A 16,132-nucleotide genomic window follows, 5' to 3' on the forward strand; every position below is an offset into this window, starting at 1 on the left:
CATTCCACGCTCCGCAAAAGCGGACGTCGATCTTTGCTAAATTTCATAGTTGGTTGGTGCTGGCCTCAATGACTGATCGAGTAAAGATTCAAATTGCCCAATCGGCACTGGTTTCCCAAACAGATACCCTTGGTAAAGCTTGCACCCATTTGCCAGTAGCAATTGCCGCTGAGCTACCGTTTCAACGCCTTCGGCAATGACCTCAAGATTCAGACTATGCGCCATGGCGATGATGGTGCGCACGATTGCCTGATCGCTATTATCCGACACTAGATCTCTAACGAATGACTGATCGATCTTAAGCTGATTAAGCGGCAAACGTTTGAGATATTGCAACGACGAGAATCCAGTGCCGAAGTCGTCCAAAGCGAAGTGGATGCCAATCGCTTTCAGGGCATTCATGGTTGTTACGGTATCTTGAATATTCTCAAGCAGGATACTTTCCGTCGGTTCCAGTTTGAGCAGATTCGGATTGATGGCATGACTTTCCACCGCATCTTGTACCAGTTCCACGAAGTTAGGTCTTTGAAATTGTTTGGCACTTACATTGATGGACAATGTCAGGTGTCGGGTGAGTTCGTCCTGTTGCCAAACCTTGAGCTGGGCACAGGCGGAATCGAGTACCCATTGTCCGATGGGCAATATCTGAAGCGTTTTTTCAGCCAGCGGGATGAATTCTCCGGGAGATATCAAACCCCGTTCAGGGTGTATCCAGCGAATCAATGCCTCGGCGCCGACAGGGCGATACAATTCATCCACTTGAATCTGGTAATGCAATTGAAACTGTTTCAGTTTAAGCGCTTGTTGCAACTCGGCTTCCAATTTAACCTGATCGCTGATTGCCTGCTGCATTTCCACATCAAAGAAACGAAAGGTGTTGCGACCGGCAGCCTTTGCCTGATACATGGCTATGTCGGCTTGCTTTAAAACTTCTTCCACTCCGTCCGTGTGTTTTCCAAACAGGGTGGCACCGATACTGGGAGTATTGTGGTATGCGTGGGTGTCGAATTGATATAGTCGGTTTAGAGTAAAAAGGATCTTATGGACGACAATTTCCGTTTTCGTTGCGGCTTCAAACTCCATTTCGCTTAAGTCTTCAAGCATCACAACGAACTCATCCCCTCCCAATCGGGCAACGGTATCGCCATCGCGGACGCAAGTGGTCAAACGTTCGGCGACTTTCTGCAAAAGCAGATCTCCAACATTGTGCCCAAGAGTATCGTTGAGAGACTTGAAATTATCCAAGTCTATAAAGATGAGTGCGCCTTTCTTTTCGCTTCGCGCACTTGCAGCCAATGCTTGCTGTAGCCGGTCCAACAAAAGACGACGATTGGGTAGGTGAGTAAGCTGATCGTAGAATGCGAGGAGCTGAATATTTTCTTCTGCTTTTTTGCGTGAAGTGATGTCGCGGCAGAATGCAACAAACTGGTTCGATTCCGGAATTAAAGAAATGGACACCTCAATACTAATTGCATGTCCATTCTTATGGCGGTGCTGTGTCTCAAATATATCGTAACCTTGTGCAGCGGCTGTAGCGATATACTTTTTAACTTCGTTGCCTGCTTGTTTCCCGGCTTCAAGTTGAGCGATATTCATGCCTTTTAGCTCATCCAATGCATATCCGCTGATGTCGGAATATGCTTTATTGGCTTCAAGCAAAAATCCCATTGAGTCAACTATCAGGAAACCATCATGCGTGGTTTCCAGTACCGCTTTGTATTTTCTCAAGTCAGCATCCGCATGCTTGCGATCTGTTATGTCGCGGCAGATGCACAGAAATACTTGCTGCGCATCCAATTCGACGAGACGGGCATTGATTTCAACGGGGATGACCGAACCATCTTTGCGAACTCGTGCAGATTCAAAAGTGGCAAGACCTGTTTTTGCTATCTGTTCAATTCTATACGGTATTTTTGGGCCATATTTGGAACTGCTAAATTGAACAAGGGGCTTACCTATGACTTCTTCTCTTGTGTAACCCAAGCGCTCATAATCCAGCCGATTGGCATCAACAATGCGGCCATCCATTGATAGCAGCTCGATACCATCGTTGACTGAATCAAAAATGTAACTGAATTTATTTTTAGCCAGTTCCAGCAAGTTATATGGCTCTTCGATGACCTCGACAACGACAGCGCGGTATATGAACAAGTAAGCGATTACCTTGTAAATATGCCCCAGCACGTTGTAGCCACCGGTCATTGTGGTATAGAGCGTGAAGAAGAACTCGCTCATCGCCAAGGTACACACTGCACCGAACATCAGAACCACTTTGAATGTCTGTGGCCTTCGCATCTTGGAATACAGGATTGCGGCGGTGGCCAGGTTGGTCAAAATAACGATGTATTCAACGTTTTTTTTGAATGGCGTCAGTCCTTGCCCCAGAATGAATGTGTCAGGAAACCAAGTTTGGTGATAAACCACGGCCCAATTTATGATCAATGTCAAAATTAATAATGAGCTGAAAATCAAGTAGCCGGATGCCTTCGAATGTAGCGGTTTCCATTCTCTGATGGATACAACGAGCAGAGCGGTAGCAGCCAGGATTCTTGCTGACAACCAAAAGTTCAGGTGTTTTTGCTGATCGTTCGGAGAGAAGAAATCGGGCATGCTGCCGTAGGACATTGTGTGAGAAAAATCGAGTACACCCACAGAAAAGAACGCACAGGCAAGCAATATAATATTCCCGGAAAGTAGCCTGCCTTTCGAATTCCAGCCGACTGCAAATACCATGATGGACACTATGATGGATACGGTCTCTAAAAGGGTATGCAGAGGAAGGTAATACGGGATGTCTTTAGAATGGGGCCAGGCTGGTAACATCCAGGCCAACAGTTGGATGAATACAAGAACCAGTAATATCTTTGCCATATTGAGCATGGCATTTCGATACTGGGGGTGAAGCCAAAAAAGACCAAGATTATCTATTCGTTGCATATACCATAATTGTTTTAACTGCAAACAAGATTATCACAAGCAAAATGCCATCATGAAACCTTCTCAATCGTCCAAGATTGGAAGGGAATCGTGAATGTCTCCGGATTCTGCCTGTTTATCGAAGTTTGCGCCAACGACTGCTTCTCTAACAGGGGTGGCTAGCTGAGCTGGAAAGGAGTTTGAGTTGAAGGGAACAAGCATGTCATGCGCTTTTGCCACTCTTGAATAACTCATAATCCGCTCAACCCGCTTCGCAGATAAAACGTATGCTCCCACCCCTTGGCGCAGCAAACATCAGGTTTTCGTCCGACAACGGCAACCCCAAGCAAAAAATAGGATAGATCGAGATACGAATGGAGTCATTTCGACCGGTGTTCTGCAAGGCAGTCCGCGTCGCAGTGTGAGATATCACCGCGAGCCAGCCGCTCACTATTGTGTATTACAAGTACGCAGACAACATTGAAGCTGGAACGATGTTGTAGTTGGTTGCGAACAAGTTTGAATTGCAGCAGAAAAAGTGAACGAAGAGATATTCGAGTTTGGCAATTATTTCATCATTTTGCAGCGGGAACTCAGTCCAGCTTCACCTTGTACAAGGTGACCGGAGCAGCACTGTTCTTGTCGAACGCGATTCCGGCATCCACACCGGCCTGGGCGATTTCCGCCGCGTCGTCGCAGCGCGCGTAGGCCTGGTGCATGGCGCCGAGCGAAAATTCATTGCCGGAGCCGATTGCCCAGTACTGGGTGTATTCGAACACTTCGCGCATCGAATAGATGGCGAAGATGCCGTGGGAGTTGGCGATCAGCGCGGTGATCTGGCTCGACTCGTAGGGATCTTCCTCGTCTTCCTTGGGGTTCAGGAAACATTCTTCCTTGAGGATCGGATGCAGCTTGCGGAACGTTTCGAAAATCGCGGCCTTGCTGTTAAGCTGTACGTCTGGTGTCTTGGCGAGCAGGCTGGACAATACCAGATGGTGCGCGGCGCTGCCGCACACGCCGACATAGCTGTCGCCGATGCGCAGTATCTTGTCGTGCGAGGCGTCGTGCGAGGCGTGCAGACGGGTGTTGCCGAAGGTGGTCAGGGTATCTGCCGCGATGGCGACGTATCCGTTCTTTTTGACAGCGACGATGGTGGTCATGTGAAGTTTTCCTTATTGGTCCGTACACGATTTTATCATTGATGCTGTATAGCTCCCCGCTCCCTTATCAAACCGATGCCGACGCCTACTTTGCGGCGATTCGCGATCTGCCATGGGCTGCATGGCTGGACAGCGGCGGAAGCGGGCGCTTTGACATCCTCGTCGCGCAGCCTGTTGCCACCCTTGTAACGACAGGCGCGCGGACAGAGATACGCGATGCTTCCGGTGTGCGCCGTTCGGAAAAGGATGTTTTCCTGCTGATACGTGAACTGCTGGGAGAGCCGATAACACCTGTGCCGGACATTCCTTTTGCCGGGGGTGTATTGGGATACTGGAGTTACGACCTCGCACGCCGTTATCACGTCATTCCGGAGATCGCTCAAGACGGCGAGCATTTGCCGGAGATGGCGGTCGGCATATACGACTGGGCGATTATTCTCGATCACTTCGAACTGAATGCGCGGTTGGTGTCGCGACAGCGATACGCAGAAACTGCAAAAATATTGCCGCAGATTATGGAGCGGATTCAAGGGGCTGCTTTTTTCAACGCAAAGGAAGAGAAATCTTCTTTCAGGGTAGATGGAAAAATCGCTTCCAACTTTACGCAGACTACTTATCGAAACGCGTTCAATGCGGTGCAGAAATATCTGCATGAGGGCGATTGCTACCAGGTCAATCTTGCACAACGCTATTCGGCGCAGGCATCGGGGGATGCCTACGCTGCATATCTTGAGCTGCGGAAATTAAGTCCCGCGCCGTATTCCGCGTTTCTGGATTGGCCGCAAGCCCGGATTTTATGCGCTTCCCCGGAACGCTTTCTGCAGGTGCAACAGGGTAGGGTGGAAACCAAGCCGATCAAAGGCACACGGGCACGCAATGCCGATAAGGTTGAAGATGCCCGACTGGCAGAAGAGCTGTATTGCCATCCCAAGGATCGTGCGGAAAACCTGATGATCGTGGATCTTCTGCGCAACGACCTTGGCATAAGCTGCGAAACAGGTTCCATACGCGTACCGAAACTGTTCGAAGTGGAGAGTTTTGCCAACGTGCATCACCTGGTCAGCACCGTGGAAGGCAAATTGAAAAAAGGGAACGATGCACTCGATGTGTTGAGTGGCTGTTTTCCCGGGGGCTCAATAACGGGAGCACCGAAACAACGCGCAATGGAGATCATCGAACAACTCGAGCCGCACCGGCGCGGGGTGTATTGCGGAACCATCGGCTATGTCGGATGCGACGGCAACATGGACACCAACATCGTCATTCGAACATTGGTGTATTCGGACAATGAGATTCGCTGCTGGGCGGGAGGCGGCATCGTGGCCGATTCCGGGTGCGAGGCGGAGTATCAGGAAACGCTGGATAAAGCGGCTGCAATGCTGGAATTGCTGCAACGGTTTGGCGGACAGCTGGATGAACAAACGCCGGGCTGATAAAGCAGAATATTTTCCCGGTGCCTGATTTTTTGCCTTTGTGGAATTGAGTGTGTATAAATGACTGCGTTCCCAACCGGGAACAGAAGCTCGCTGACTATGAGTTCATGGCGAGTGATGCGGCCAATAAGTCGTTTGCTGGTTTCCTCCGGTTCGGGCAATTGCCAGCCGCAATTCCAAATTGCATCAAACAGGACTTCTTTCTTGGAGATAGCATGGTGTATCGGCACTGTGTGGGTGCAACGACCTACCTTTTCAGTTCGCTCAAAGAAGTCATGGCCAAAGCCACTCCGGCGCGTTCGGGAGACTACCTGGGAGGGGTGGCTGCGGAAACTTATGCCGAGCGTATGGCTGCCAGAATGTGTTTGGCAGAAATACCACTCAAGCACTTTCTCGAAGAGTTGCTCATTCCCTATGAGGCCGATGAGGTGTCCCGGCTGATCATTGATAGCCATGATCAGCAGGCTTTTGCGGAAATAAGTCATCTCACCGTGGGTGATTTTCGCAACTGGTTGCTTTCAGACACGGCGGATCCGGTCACATTAAAACGGATAGCATCTGGCACCACTCCGGAAATGGCGGCAGCCGTTAGCAAGCTTATGCGCAATCAGGATTTGATACTGGTTGCCAAAAAGTGCGGGGTAGTCACGGCATTTCGGGACACGATCGGTTTGCCGGGCCATCTGTCGTCGCGCCTGCAACCCAACCATCCCACTGATGATCTGCAGGGCATCGCTGCCTCCATGCTGGACGGGCTTCTGTATGGCGCAGGCGATGCAGTAATCGGGATCAATCCGGCTTCCGATAGCATTCCAACGCTCATGAATCTGTATTGCCTGGTAGATGAGGTAATCAACCAGTATGGCATTCCTACGCAGTCCTGCATCCTGACTCATGTCACCAACCAGATTAAGCTCATTGAAAAGGGTGCGCCGGTGGACCTGGTCTTTCAATCCATTGCCGGCACAGAAAAAGCCAACAAGAGTTTCGGTATCAATCTGGCTATTTTGAGTGAGGCACGACAAGCGGCACTCTCGCTTAACCGTGGCACAGTGGGTAATAACGTGATGTATTTTGAAACCGGTCAAGGCTCCGTACTTTCTGCCAGTGCCAATTTTGGAGTTGATCAGCAAACTTGTGAAGCCCGTGCCTATGCGGTTGCCCGTCATTTTTCCCCGTTGCTGACCAACACCGTGGTGGGCTTTATCGGTCCGGAATATTTATACGACGGGAAACAGATAATTCGCGCAGGATTGGAGGATCACTTTTGCGGCAAACTGCTGGGAGTGCCGCTGGGTTGCGATGTGTGCTACACCAACCACGCCGAGGCAGACCAGGATGATATGGATACATTGATGACCTTGCTCGCCAATGCGGGGGTGACTTTCATCATGGGCATCCCGGGTGCGGACGACATCATGCTGAACTATCAAACGACTTCTTTCCATGACATACTTTATCTGCGCAAACTGCTCGGTTTGAAAGTCGCGCCGGAGTATGAAAATTGGCTGAAATCAATGAATATCATGGACAGCAAAGGGCAGGTCCAGCCGGTAACTCAAGCCAACAGGATGTTGAAAAGCATGCCAAAGAATCTGTTGTCGGCCTCATGAACCAATTGCCTGCAGACGATCCGTGGCAGGAATTGAAGCGATTCACCGGAGCTCGCATTGCTTTGGGGAGAGCGGGCAGCAGCCTTCCTACCAAAGCGGTGCTGGACTTCGGTTTGTCTCACGCGATGGCCCGTGATGCCGTCCATCTGGCGCTTGATACGGATGCCATGGATGCGGGTATCCGGTCACTTGGATTTTCAACCATGCAATTGCATAGCAAGGCGCAGAATCGTCACACCTATTTGCTGAGACCGGATTTGGGCCGCAGACTGAACGATGAAAGCAAGCGGCATCTGCAGGCGTGCGAACGGCCGGGCGGTATCGACTTCATGATAGTGATTGGCGATGGCTTGTCATCGCTGGCTATTCAACGCCATGCGGTGCCACTGATGTCGGAGTTGCAGAAATGCATCCCGGAATCATGGACTGTGGGGCCTGTCGCAATTGTTGAACAGGCGCGGGTTGCACTGGCGGATGAGGTTGGAGAAATTATGGGAGCGCGCATGGTTGCCATGCTGATCGGCGAACGCCCGGGATTGAGTTCGCCTGATAGTTTGGGCATTTATCTGACTTATTCGCCTAATGTAAATTGTAGCGACGCAGACCGCAATTGCATTTCAAACGTGCGTCCGGAGGGTTTGCAATACGCCATAGCTGCAAAAAAACTGATGTGGCTGGTGAAAACAGCCATGCAGCTGAAAGTTTCCGGTGTTGCATTGAATGACGAGAGTGAAATTCAAGAGCCAGCTGCCCAGAACTCACTTGAATAGATATTTGAAACTTCAACCCTGAGTATTCCGGCCACTCGTGATCACCTGATTCGGTAGGACGTGATCAGCGATTCGGGTTTGATCTGATCACTCAATCCGCCGATCATGAGCACCGGAAATTACGGTCGGCTGGTTTTTGGCATAAATGCAGCCGTAGAATGGGTAGCGATCTAGTCAAGATGACAGGCCCAGTTTCGCCAACAGCCATCGTGGCTGCTTCGCGGCAGGCAGAATGGCAACGTGAATTACCGCTGGGTGCCATCAGCGGAGCTTCGAATTGGGATAAGCAATGTCCGCTCCCTGCAACATTGCCGCCAGTCAAAATTGCGAGGAGAATTCGGCAAATCACGGCCAAGAACCGGACGGTCGCGGGTGTCCTCCAATTTTGCAATAATTTAGGAATTGTAGATGGAATGGCTATTTAATCTTGGCGTGAAATCTGGGTTCCCTCGGTACGTATCATTTGTTTGCTTAATACAAGCCAGTATCGTATTTGTGCCAGAATCAATATGGGAAGGATTCGGGATTAATGCAATTTCATACATCCAGAATCTTCCAAATTTCGTGCAGCATTACGTGAATGAAGCGAGCTTCAAGAATTCCATGTTTGTATTTTGGACGTTGAGTCCTATTGCTTTTTCAATCAATTTTATGTTGTGGTTCACGCACATCAATTACCAAGGCTATGCGGCCTACTTGCAAAGAAGAGCGGCTAGATTGGAAACGCAAGGAAAGACATCCGACTATTCGCTTATAGTTGGAGCATTGATATTTACTTTAGCTTACGTTTGGTACACAGGCATCAATCTGAAGCAGCCTTCTATATTGGGAAACTTCGTTCCAACAAAGGATCGGATTGCTATGTTTCTTGTTCACTGTAGCGCAGTCTCGTTGATACTTCCCTTATTTATTTCAGTGCTGATTACTGAGGTTCGTGCCAACCTGGAACACAATAAGACAGTCCGCTAATGGGTGAGCAACGGTCATTGGCTGGAATGATAAACATGGGGCAGAATGCGGCCAATAAAAGACATGCTAAGCGGATCTATAAAGTCACAGAGATGTAGTACATAGGAGCCAACATGGAATCACAATTCGTTGCTAATGTCCGAGAATCCGCAGAGGAATCATTCAGCTCTGGTTTATATTGCGCAGAAAGTGTTTTGCTTGCACTTGCCAAAGCTCAGGGCGTGAATTCTGAATTGTTGCCAAAAATGGCGACTGCTTTTTGCAGCGGCATGGCACGCACCAGCGGAACTTGTGGCGCTCTCACTGGCGCGATTATGGGTGTTCCTTGCTCTTGGTCGATCAAAAGCAGATGACTCGGTAAAGCCGTCATATGACGCTACTCAGCGCCTTATTAAGGAATTTGAAAAGGAATTCGGAGCTCGTGACTGTCACGTTCTGCTAGGTTGTGACCTAAATACTCCGGAAGGACAAGCAACGTTTCGCGATAATCGTTTGGGGCAACAACGTTGTTTTAAATATACCGGCAAGGCGGCTGAAATCTCCGCACGCATTATTTCAGAAACTAAATGAAAGTTGAGTGACTGAAGTTGAGCGCATTGCCGACACTGGCATAAGTAATACATGACAGACGCAAATCAGCCAGAAACGGTCATTCGAGATGTACTTCCAATTAGGAACGGATACAGTCAATATGATAGGCGGCTTGGCAGGATTTCTAATCGAGATATTCATATTTTTTCTGGCCCCGATTCTATTTGTGGCATTTGCAACATTTTTGTATTTACTTCTTTGGGGCGTGATCGCTAATAATCAGCCTGACTTACTAAAGATGCGAAAAGCTTTTCTGTCTGGCTTTCTTCTTGAACTAATGGCCATAAGTTACTCTGTTGATTGTGTCTATTATATTTAGGCCATCAAATTATTTTCCACCCATAATCATCCTGCTAATTCTCTTAAGCTCATCGATTATCGGGGCTGGTGGCTTCCTATATTTCTTTTTTCGAGAAATCCCCAGATGGTGCCAATGGAAGACTTTGTGGGACTGGGTAACATGGCCGCCTCGATAATTTGTGAAAATCAAATGACGGCTAAGTGTAAAGCGGTCGTTCAGATTCTCCACCTCAAAGGTCGGGTGCGGGTCGATTGCGGAATCCTGGGCCGGGTGTTAGCCTCACCGCAATACGTCGGCAATGCACTCACAGCTGTCAACTGCGCAGAATAATCAGACTGAGAGATCACGTTGCCGGACTGAGTGATCAGATTCGACGGAATACGCAAACCCTGAATGCGGCAATTGGCCGGGCTTATTTCCGATATTCCCTTAAAGAAAGAAATTTTACTTTGCACACCAGATTGAAAGAAAAATCCCTGCCCCCTCTTGCCGGTGTAATGATTTTTGCCTTCGTTGCCATAGCCGGGTTCGCCTATGTGAAATGGCTTCCTTATTATGCCAAGGCATTCTTTGCCCAGAGCCATCACGCCATAGGCGATTCGATTCTTTCTGGGAAATCCTCCTATGCCCCGCCCGCATCCTGGAATGCCGCAGCGGATTACGCCATGGCTTATGGCAAGGCAATCTGGCAGGCACTTGTTCTGGGGCTCGTTCTGGGTTCCGGCATTAAGGTGCTGTTGCCGAGTCGCTGGGTAAGTGCGGTGCTTGGACGCCTGGGTTTCAGAAGCGTCGCTTTGGGCAGCCTTTTCGCCATTCCCAGCATGATGTGCACCTGTTGCGCAGCACCCGTGGCCGCCGGTATGCGGCAAAGCCGCGCGTCGGTCGGCAGTGTGGTGTCCTGGTGGATATCGAACCCGGTGCTGAATCCGGCAACTCTGGTGTTCATGGGATTCGTGCTGGGATGGGGGTGGACTCTCTTCAGGATTGTGTTCGGCATTGCGATGGTGCTTGGGGTGGCTTATCTGGCAGAGCGTTATGCCGGGCCAGACGAAGTCGTTACCCTCGATCAGGATTTGACTCCTGAAGCCGAGTCTTCAAAACTCAGCCTGTTGGCTCGTTGGTCGCGGGAATTCATGACGCTTGCGATCAGACTCTTGCCCGAGTATCTCGTTCTTGTCCTTTTGCTGGGTGCCGCCAGGGCCTGGCTTTTCCCGGTGCTGGGTGCGCATGATGGCATCGGCTGGATCGTTGCGATGGCACTCGCCGGTACGCTGTTTGTCATCCCAACGGCGGGAGAGGTGCCCATTGTGCAGGCGATGTTTGCGTTGGGCATGGGCGCGGGACCTGCCGGAGCGCTCATCATGACGCTGCCTGCCGTCAGCCTGCCTTCGCTGGTCATGCTCGGTCGCGTCTTCAGTGTGCGAACCCGTCTCGTGATCGCCACCGGCGTTGCACTTTCAGGAATTGTTGGCGGTCTTGTCGCGATGATTGTGTTTTAAATTTTGAACTGATTTAACGGAGGCATCGTGAAATACAATATCTCAAAGCAGCCGGACGGATTGGAAGTCAGGATTGCCGGAGTGGAGGGCAAAGAAAAACAGCTTTTAGAAGCAATTCAGGAATGCCAGGATGGTCGCTGTTCCTGTCCCACGCAGGAGTATCGAAAACTCGAATCTCTTCAAGTCGAGCAACTAAACGGGAAGATCAGCATCCGGCTGAGATCCAAAGCAGGGACCCAGTTCGATCAGCTTGAAATTGAACGGTGCCTGGAACACACCCAAAAGCAAGTCAAGTTGCAATATCGATCAATAGCAGGATGGGCGAACTCCAGATCTCCGCGCATCCCGCATGTCGCGCCGAGCCCAACAACCCGATCCGCCAGCGAATGACGAACCACAACTGCGGATTTATCAGCGATTTCCACCTGTGGCCCGACGACACACAAGGACGCTCTGTCGGCAGTGGTCGGCCGAATAAAGCGCGTCCTAACTTACTTGGCCAAGCCAAGTACAAATTCGACCAATTCTTTAATTTCACCTTGTTTCTGGCCTGACGGGTCGGTAGGCGCCATTGCCATAGAACCCCAGTTGCCTGAACCGCCTTGAGATACCTTCATCATCAGGCCTTCAACCAAAGGATATTCCTTGCCTTTGAATGAGTAAGTCTTTGCACCTTTGTATTTTTTGGAAATATCCATAAAAGCCGGACCGAGCAATTTTTTGTCAATTGCATGACAAGCGGTGCAGCTATTTTTTTTGGCCAGATCAGGCATGTCGGTCGCCATTGCGGTTCCGGCAACCATGAGTCCTGCTGCCACTGTCATGTTTACGATAATTGATTTCATAATCTCTATCTCTCCGTTAATTTGAATATCACATTTGTGTCTCAATGAACAATCGATACATTGACAATGTTTGAGACACAGCCTAACCAGATTTGCGCGGTCGCCTGAAAAACCAATCCGCGAGACCATTGTTAAAGTTGTCGCGGACAGGCCTTATCAAAAAACTGCAAAGCTTGCTTATTTACAAAAACAACCCGCCAATCACTGAATTGCACTTCAATAAATATTTCAGGCTATCAATTGTCCTTTGCACCTTGATCCACCCATTTTTTGAGCAAATTGATGTTCTTCTTGGAGAGGCCGCCATCCATTCCCAAAGGCATCTTGATGGAAGCATGGGCACGCCCTTCGACAAGCTGAATCAGGACACTGGTAAAGCTGTCGCCCGGTTTGATAACCGACCCGAACTTGGTACCCTTCATCAGGCTCTTGTATGTGGTCATGTCTAGCCCGCTTGCCTCGTAACCTTTGCCTCCGGGTTGGTGGCAGCTCAAACAGTAGTCATGAAGTATTGGATGTATATCGGCCTTGAAGCCCACTTCTTCTTGTGCCTGCACCGGGAATGCAATAACCAGAAGCGATGCAACAAGGGCCAGGCTAGCTAAAAATATATCGTTTTTCATATAGCACCTCACAAAGTGAATATTTATAAATAAAAAACAAACAAAGCTACGAGTTACGCGTTACATGTCACACAACAGAATGCCGCTTGTTCAAAGAAATACCTGATGCCTGTTCAACGACGGTTTTGTTTTTCTCCCAGGGCGGCAACAATTTCGTTACCAGCCACAACATGACATAAGGACAAATTGAAATGATTCCAACGACGAACAAACTTTCCCGACCGAACACTTCCGGGTAGAAGGTCAGCAACCCTTTCATGGTCTTGGACAATTCCTGTCCGCCTATCACCACGTTCCAGCGCATCGCCAGCACGCCAATCATGATGGATAACCCGCTCAGGAAGAGCCAGGTAACCAAACGCTTTCCATGCACATCAAAGACAAGCAATGCAGAAGTGACTGCCAGAACGAACAGAGACATTGCCCATTGAATCGCCATGCCGGCCCAAATCGGCCCCATGATCAGCTGTCGTACGGTTTCGACACCTTCGCGGGCCTTGTAGAATATTTCCAGCAATTCCAGGCCTTCAATCACCATCACGACGGTGATGGCAGTAAACAGGACGTACAACAACCCCCGCATGGTATCGTCGGCAATCTCTGTTTTGCGGACCTTGGACACGATCACATACAGCACGATCAACAGCCCGACTCCCGAACCCACTGCCGACAACAGGAAAATGACCGGCATCAGATCGGATGACCACCATTCGCGCGTTTTCAGCGAGCCGAACACGAATCCAACGTACCCGTGCAGCCCGCATGCGCTGGGTATGCCTATCATCGACAGGATGCGGGCGAATTTATGATCGATAGCCAGTGAGCGCGGTGATACATCATCCGATCCCAAAGTCAGCCAACCGTAAACTTTGCGCATAATGCCGGTTTTGCTCTTGGACATTGCGACGATATCGGCACGGAAGGCGAACCAGGTTTCCAGCAGCAAAAGACACAGGTAAAACCCGGCAACATAGCCGAACGCCGCCATCGCGGAAGTCCAGTGCGGCGTTATTACCGCGTTGAACGCACGGGTAGGCTGCCCCAGGTGAAACAGCAGGGGAGTCGGCGCAAAGAACATAAAGCACAACGCGGTCAGCAGTGCGAACCTGGAGATCGGAGCGAAACTCTTAATGTTAAACACATGGTGAAGACTGGAAATTACAAACGCACCCGCGACCAGCCCGGTGATGTAGGGGTAAATTACGATGAGTTGGCTCCACGCAAAATCGGTTTCGTTTGGATAAACGTATCCGACATACGGAGTGACGTGCTCGAATACGTGTTCCATCAAACCACCTCCTTGTCTGTTCCCTTGTAAAACACGTTGGGTGCGTTACCCATTTCCGGCTTCAGCACTTGCACGTGGTTGTTGCGGATAAAAACACTGACCGCGCTTTCCGGGTCGTTGCGGTCGCCGAAAATACGTGAACCCGTCGGGCATACCTCGACGCATGCCGGGTTAAGCCCCTTGGTGATACGGTGGTAGCACCAATTGCATTTCTCGGCAGTACCCCTGGATTCATTGAAACTCCGGGCGCCATAGGGACATGCCTGCACGCAATACTGGCATCCGATGCAGTAGGTCGTGTCTATCAGCACCGGGCCGTCCTTGGATTTAAAGGTGGCGCCGGTCGGGCATACCTGTACGCACGACGGATGCTCACACTGGTTGCAAAGCTTGGCCACGAAAAACGCCTTGTCGACCTTGACATTCCTGTAGCGGTCGTCAAACCGGAATTTCGTTTCCGAACCGGCATTTTCAATATTTTTCGGATCGGTCTGACTGTCTACCAATGCCGTATTCGAACCTTCCAGATAGACATAGCGCTCAACCCAGGTTCGATGATGATTCGCGTCCATCTGCACACTGTTTTCCATTTTGCATGCTTCCATGCAACGCAAGCAGCCAATACAGCGCGTGGTATCAACGCCCATCGCCCATTGGTGGTCGTTCCAGTTGTATTCAGGAATTTTTGGCGGGTTGTTTACCGCCTCCTCATACTGTGCGTCATTCTGTTGGAACGCGTGCTTGCCGGTCTCCGCTTCTACCGCACCAATGGCTGCACCCGCGCCGATGAATGCGCCTGCGCAAGCCGCGCCCTTGCCCAGGAATCCCAAAAAATCCCGGCGCGACAAGGTACCGGCCTCCTCTTCCAATTTTGTATGATGAGTAGTCACTTTTTCCTCGCTCGGTAATTTGTTCATTTGCAACTCACAGTGGCAAAATAAGCCGACAGGTTGTCTATATCCGAGTCAGACAATGCTTTGGCCACACTCGACATGACTGCGTGATTTCGACTGTCGTCCTTGAATGAATTCAGTGCCACGGTCAGATATGCGGCATTTTGACCGGCCAGATTCGGCCATGCCTGACTGGCGCTGATTCCCGCCGGACCTGTGCCGCGCAGACCTCCGGCATTGTGGCAGGCCGCACATCCCGCCTCTGCCGCCTTGGCTTTGCCGAGTTCCGCCTTCGCCTTGTCTGCACCGGTGACGCCGCAGCTTGATTTTGAAAAGTAGGCAGCTACATTCCGCATATCCGCATCGCTCAGACCCGCCGCCATGCCGCTCATCGTGTCGTTTTTGCGTGTGCCCGATTTGAATCCCTGAAGTGAGTTGTATAAATAATCGGCATGTTGACCTGCCAGGTTTGGCCATGCCGGATTAATGCTCATCCCGGAGTTGCCATGGCATGCTGCACAGGCTGCAGCCACAGACTTGCCTGCAGCCGCGTTCCCCGCCTTTACCGCGATCACGGGAAGAGCCTTGCCTGTTATTGGATCAACAGGCGGTCTGGGCAAATCTGCAAAATTGATTCTGGGGGAATGCGGATTGTGGCAACTGGTGCAGGGCTCTGCGCCGCCATGATTTTCAACCGCAATTTGGCGCTGCATTGTAGGGCGCGCCTCCAGCTTGTCGTGGCAGTTGAGACACAGGTTGCGCATATCGTTCGGAGACAGCATCAGGTTCCTGCCCGGTACATCTGCCGGATGATCGATATGCTTATGGGTGATCGTGGTTACCCTGTCCTCGATAGAAAGCGGCATCGCTTCTTTGGATGGGTGGTTGCCTGCGGGGCCGGTGTGACAAACTTCACAATTGACGCCATTCTTGATGACAACGCCTTGAATGGCGCCATCTTTGGTTGCTTTGCGGTGGATGCCCCCAGTCCATACGGCATATGCCTCCTTGTGACATGACTGGCACGAAGCCGACCCCTGCAGCTTTGGAACTTTGGCAGCAATCTCCGCTACTGCATTGCCGCGATAATGTCCGTACTGATAAAACGAACCCGGTACAAGAAACTTTTTTGCCGAGAAAGCAACAATTGCAACAACCGCAATCAAAACGAGCAACCGTACTATATGTTTTGGCATAACTGCCTCCGAGACTGCTTAACTATCAAGTTGAA

The 16,132-nt window shown here is 50.4% G+C and carries 15 protein-coding genes; 8 read left to right on the forward strand and 7 right to left on the reverse strand.

Features of this window, described 5'->3' with window-relative positions:
- Nucleotides 1-36: 36 nt before the first annotated feature.
- Together QOY30_RS01515 and QOY30_RS01520 are read right to left on the reverse strand one after the other, a co-directional pair.
- A complete protein-coding gene (locus QOY30_RS01515; protein WP_283742875.1) occupies nt 37-2,880 on the reverse strand; it encodes an EAL domain-containing protein in 2,844 nt (947 codons plus the stop codon).
- Between the two features lie 629 nt (nt 2,881-3,509).
- Nucleotides 3,510-4,076, reverse strand: a complete 567-nt coding sequence (locus QOY30_RS01520) for an Ntn hydrolase family protein (RefSeq protein ID WP_283742876.1) — start codon at nt 4,074-4,076, stop codon at nt 3,510-3,512.
- 41 nt (nt 4,077-4,117) lie between these two features.
- Here QOY30_RS01520 and pabB point away from each other — a divergent pair, with 41 nt between their 5' ends.
- From pabB to QOY30_RS01555, 8 genes are all read left to right on the forward strand, one after another.
- The gene (gene pabB, locus QOY30_RS01525) at nt 4,118-5,509 is read left to right on the forward strand and encodes an aminodeoxychorismate synthase component I (protein WP_283742877.1); all 1,392 of its coding nucleotides are present in this window, start codon (nt 4,118-4,120) and stop codon (nt 5,507-5,509) included.
- A gap of 215 nt (nt 5,510-5,724) precedes the next feature.
- Complete coding sequence (locus tag QOY30_RS01530; RefSeq protein WP_283742878.1) at nt 5,725-7,122, forward strand: ethanolamine ammonia-lyase subunit EutB; 1,398 nt, start codon at nt 5,725-5,727, stop codon at nt 7,120-7,122.
- Nucleotides 7,014-7,892 carry an ethanolamine ammonia-lyase subunit EutC gene (gene eutC / locus QOY30_RS01535; protein ID WP_349496671.1) on the forward strand — a complete coding sequence of 293 codons (879 nt, stop codon included), beginning with the start codon at nt 7,014-7,016 and terminating at the stop codon, nt 7,890-7,892. Before QOY30_RS01530 ends, eutC begins: the two co-directional genes overlap by 109 nt.
- 408 nt (nt 7,893-8,300) lie before the next feature.
- A complete protein-coding gene (locus QOY30_RS01540) occupies nt 8,301-8,861 on the forward strand; it encodes a hypothetical protein (protein ID WP_283742879.1) in 561 nt (186 codons plus the stop codon).
- A gap of 113 nt (nt 8,862-8,974) precedes the next feature.
- The gene (locus QOY30_RS01545; protein ID WP_283742880.1) at nt 8,975-9,214 is read left to right on the forward strand and encodes a C-GCAxxG-C-C family protein; all 240 of its coding nucleotides are present in this window, start codon (nt 8,975-8,977) and stop codon (nt 9,212-9,214) included.
- Nucleotides 9,180-9,431, forward strand: a complete 252-nt coding sequence (locus tag QOY30_RS18060) for a C-GCAxxG-C-C family protein (RefSeq protein ID WP_502958701.1) — start codon at nt 9,180-9,182, stop codon at nt 9,429-9,431. Before QOY30_RS01545 ends, QOY30_RS18060 begins: the two co-directional genes overlap by 35 nt.
- 783 nt (nt 9,432-10,214) lie before the next feature.
- Nucleotides 10,215-11,252 carry a permease gene (locus QOY30_RS01550; protein WP_283742881.1) on the forward strand — a complete coding sequence of 346 codons (1,038 nt, stop codon included), beginning with the start codon at nt 10,215-10,217 and terminating at the stop codon, nt 11,250-11,252.
- A gap of 27 nt (nt 11,253-11,279) precedes the next feature.
- A complete protein-coding gene (locus QOY30_RS01555; RefSeq protein WP_283742882.1) occupies nt 11,280-11,642 on the forward strand; it encodes a hypothetical protein in 363 nt (120 codons plus the stop codon).
- 101 nt (nt 11,643-11,743) lie between these two features.
- On the opposite strand, the gene QOY30_RS01560 is transcribed toward QOY30_RS01555, so the two are convergent.
- The 5 genes from QOY30_RS01560 to QOY30_RS01580 all read right to left on the reverse strand — a co-directional run bounded on the left by QOY30_RS01560 (nt 11,744) and on the right by QOY30_RS01580 (nt 16,097).
- Nucleotides 11,744-12,097, reverse strand: coding sequence for a c-type cytochrome (locus QOY30_RS01560; RefSeq protein ID WP_283742883.1), 354 nt, complete (start codon nt 12,095-12,097; stop codon nt 11,744-11,746).
- A gap of 236 nt (nt 12,098-12,333) precedes the next feature.
- Nucleotides 12,334-12,720: a c-type cytochrome domain-containing protein gene (locus tag QOY30_RS01565; protein WP_283742884.1), complete on the reverse strand. Its 387-nt coding sequence runs from the start codon at nt 12,718-12,720 to the stop codon at nt 12,334-12,336.
- A 67-nt stretch (nt 12,721-12,787) separates the two neighbouring features.
- A complete protein-coding gene (gene nrfD, locus QOY30_RS01570; protein ID WP_283742885.1) occupies nt 12,788-14,008 on the reverse strand; it encodes an NrfD/PsrC family molybdoenzyme membrane anchor subunit in 1,221 nt (406 codons plus the stop codon).
- Nucleotides 14,008-14,925 (reverse strand): 4Fe-4S dicluster domain-containing protein, encoded by a 918-nt coding sequence (locus QOY30_RS01575; RefSeq protein WP_283742886.1) that lies wholly within the window; start codon nt 14,923-14,925, stop codon nt 14,008-14,010. Before QOY30_RS01575 ends, nrfD begins: the two co-directional genes overlap by 1 nt.
- Nucleotides 14,922-16,097, reverse strand: a complete 1,176-nt coding sequence (locus QOY30_RS01580) for a c-type cytochrome (protein WP_283742887.1) — start codon at nt 16,095-16,097, stop codon at nt 14,922-14,924. The genes QOY30_RS01575 and QOY30_RS01580 overlap by 4 nt, the downstream gene beginning before the upstream one ends.
- Between the last annotated feature and the right edge of the window lie 35 nt (nt 16,098-16,132).

The organism is Sideroxydans sp. CL21, from assembly GCF_902459525.1.
Classification (GTDB): domain Bacteria; phylum Pseudomonadota; class Gammaproteobacteria; order Burkholderiales; family Gallionellaceae; genus Sideroxyarcus.

Coding starts and splice junctions, on each gene's coding strand:
- QOY30_RS01515 (WP_283742875.1), bottom strand. CDS start 2,880: ATGCTCAATATGGCAAAGATATTACTGGTTCTTGTATTCATCCAACTG.
- QOY30_RS01520 (WP_283742876.1), bottom strand. CDS start 4,076: ATGACCACCATCGTCGCTGTCAAAAAGAACGGATACGTCGCCATCGCG.
- pabB (WP_283742877.1), top strand. CDS start 4,118: ATGCTGTATAGCTCCCCGCTCCCTTATCAAACCGATGCCGACGCCTAC.
- QOY30_RS01530 (WP_283742878.1), top strand. CDS start 5,725: ATGGTGTATCGGCACTGTGTGGGTGCAACGACCTACCTTTTCAGTTCG.
- QOY30_RS01540 (WP_283742879.1), top strand. CDS start 8,301: ATGGAATGGCTATTTAATCTTGGCGTGAAATCTGGGTTCCCTCGGTAC.
- QOY30_RS01545 (WP_283742880.1), top strand. CDS start 8,975: ATGGAATCACAATTCGTTGCTAATGTCCGAGAATCCGCAGAGGAATCA.
- QOY30_RS01560 (WP_283742883.1), bottom strand. CDS start 12,097: ATGAAATCAATTATCGTAAACATGACAGTGGCAGCAGGACTCATGGTT.
- QOY30_RS01565 (WP_283742884.1), bottom strand. CDS start 12,720: ATGAAAAACGATATATTTTTAGCTAGCCTGGCCCTTGTTGCATCGCTT.
- nrfD (WP_283742885.1), bottom strand. CDS start 14,008: ATGGAACACGTATTCGAGCACGTCACTCCGTATGTCGGATACGTTTAT.
- QOY30_RS01575 (WP_283742886.1), bottom strand. CDS start 14,925: ATGAACAAATTACCGAGCGAGGAAAAAGTGACTACTCATCATACAAAA.
- QOY30_RS01580 (WP_283742887.1), bottom strand. CDS start 16,097: ATGCCAAAACATATAGTACGGTTGCTCGTTTTGATTGCGGTTGTTGCA.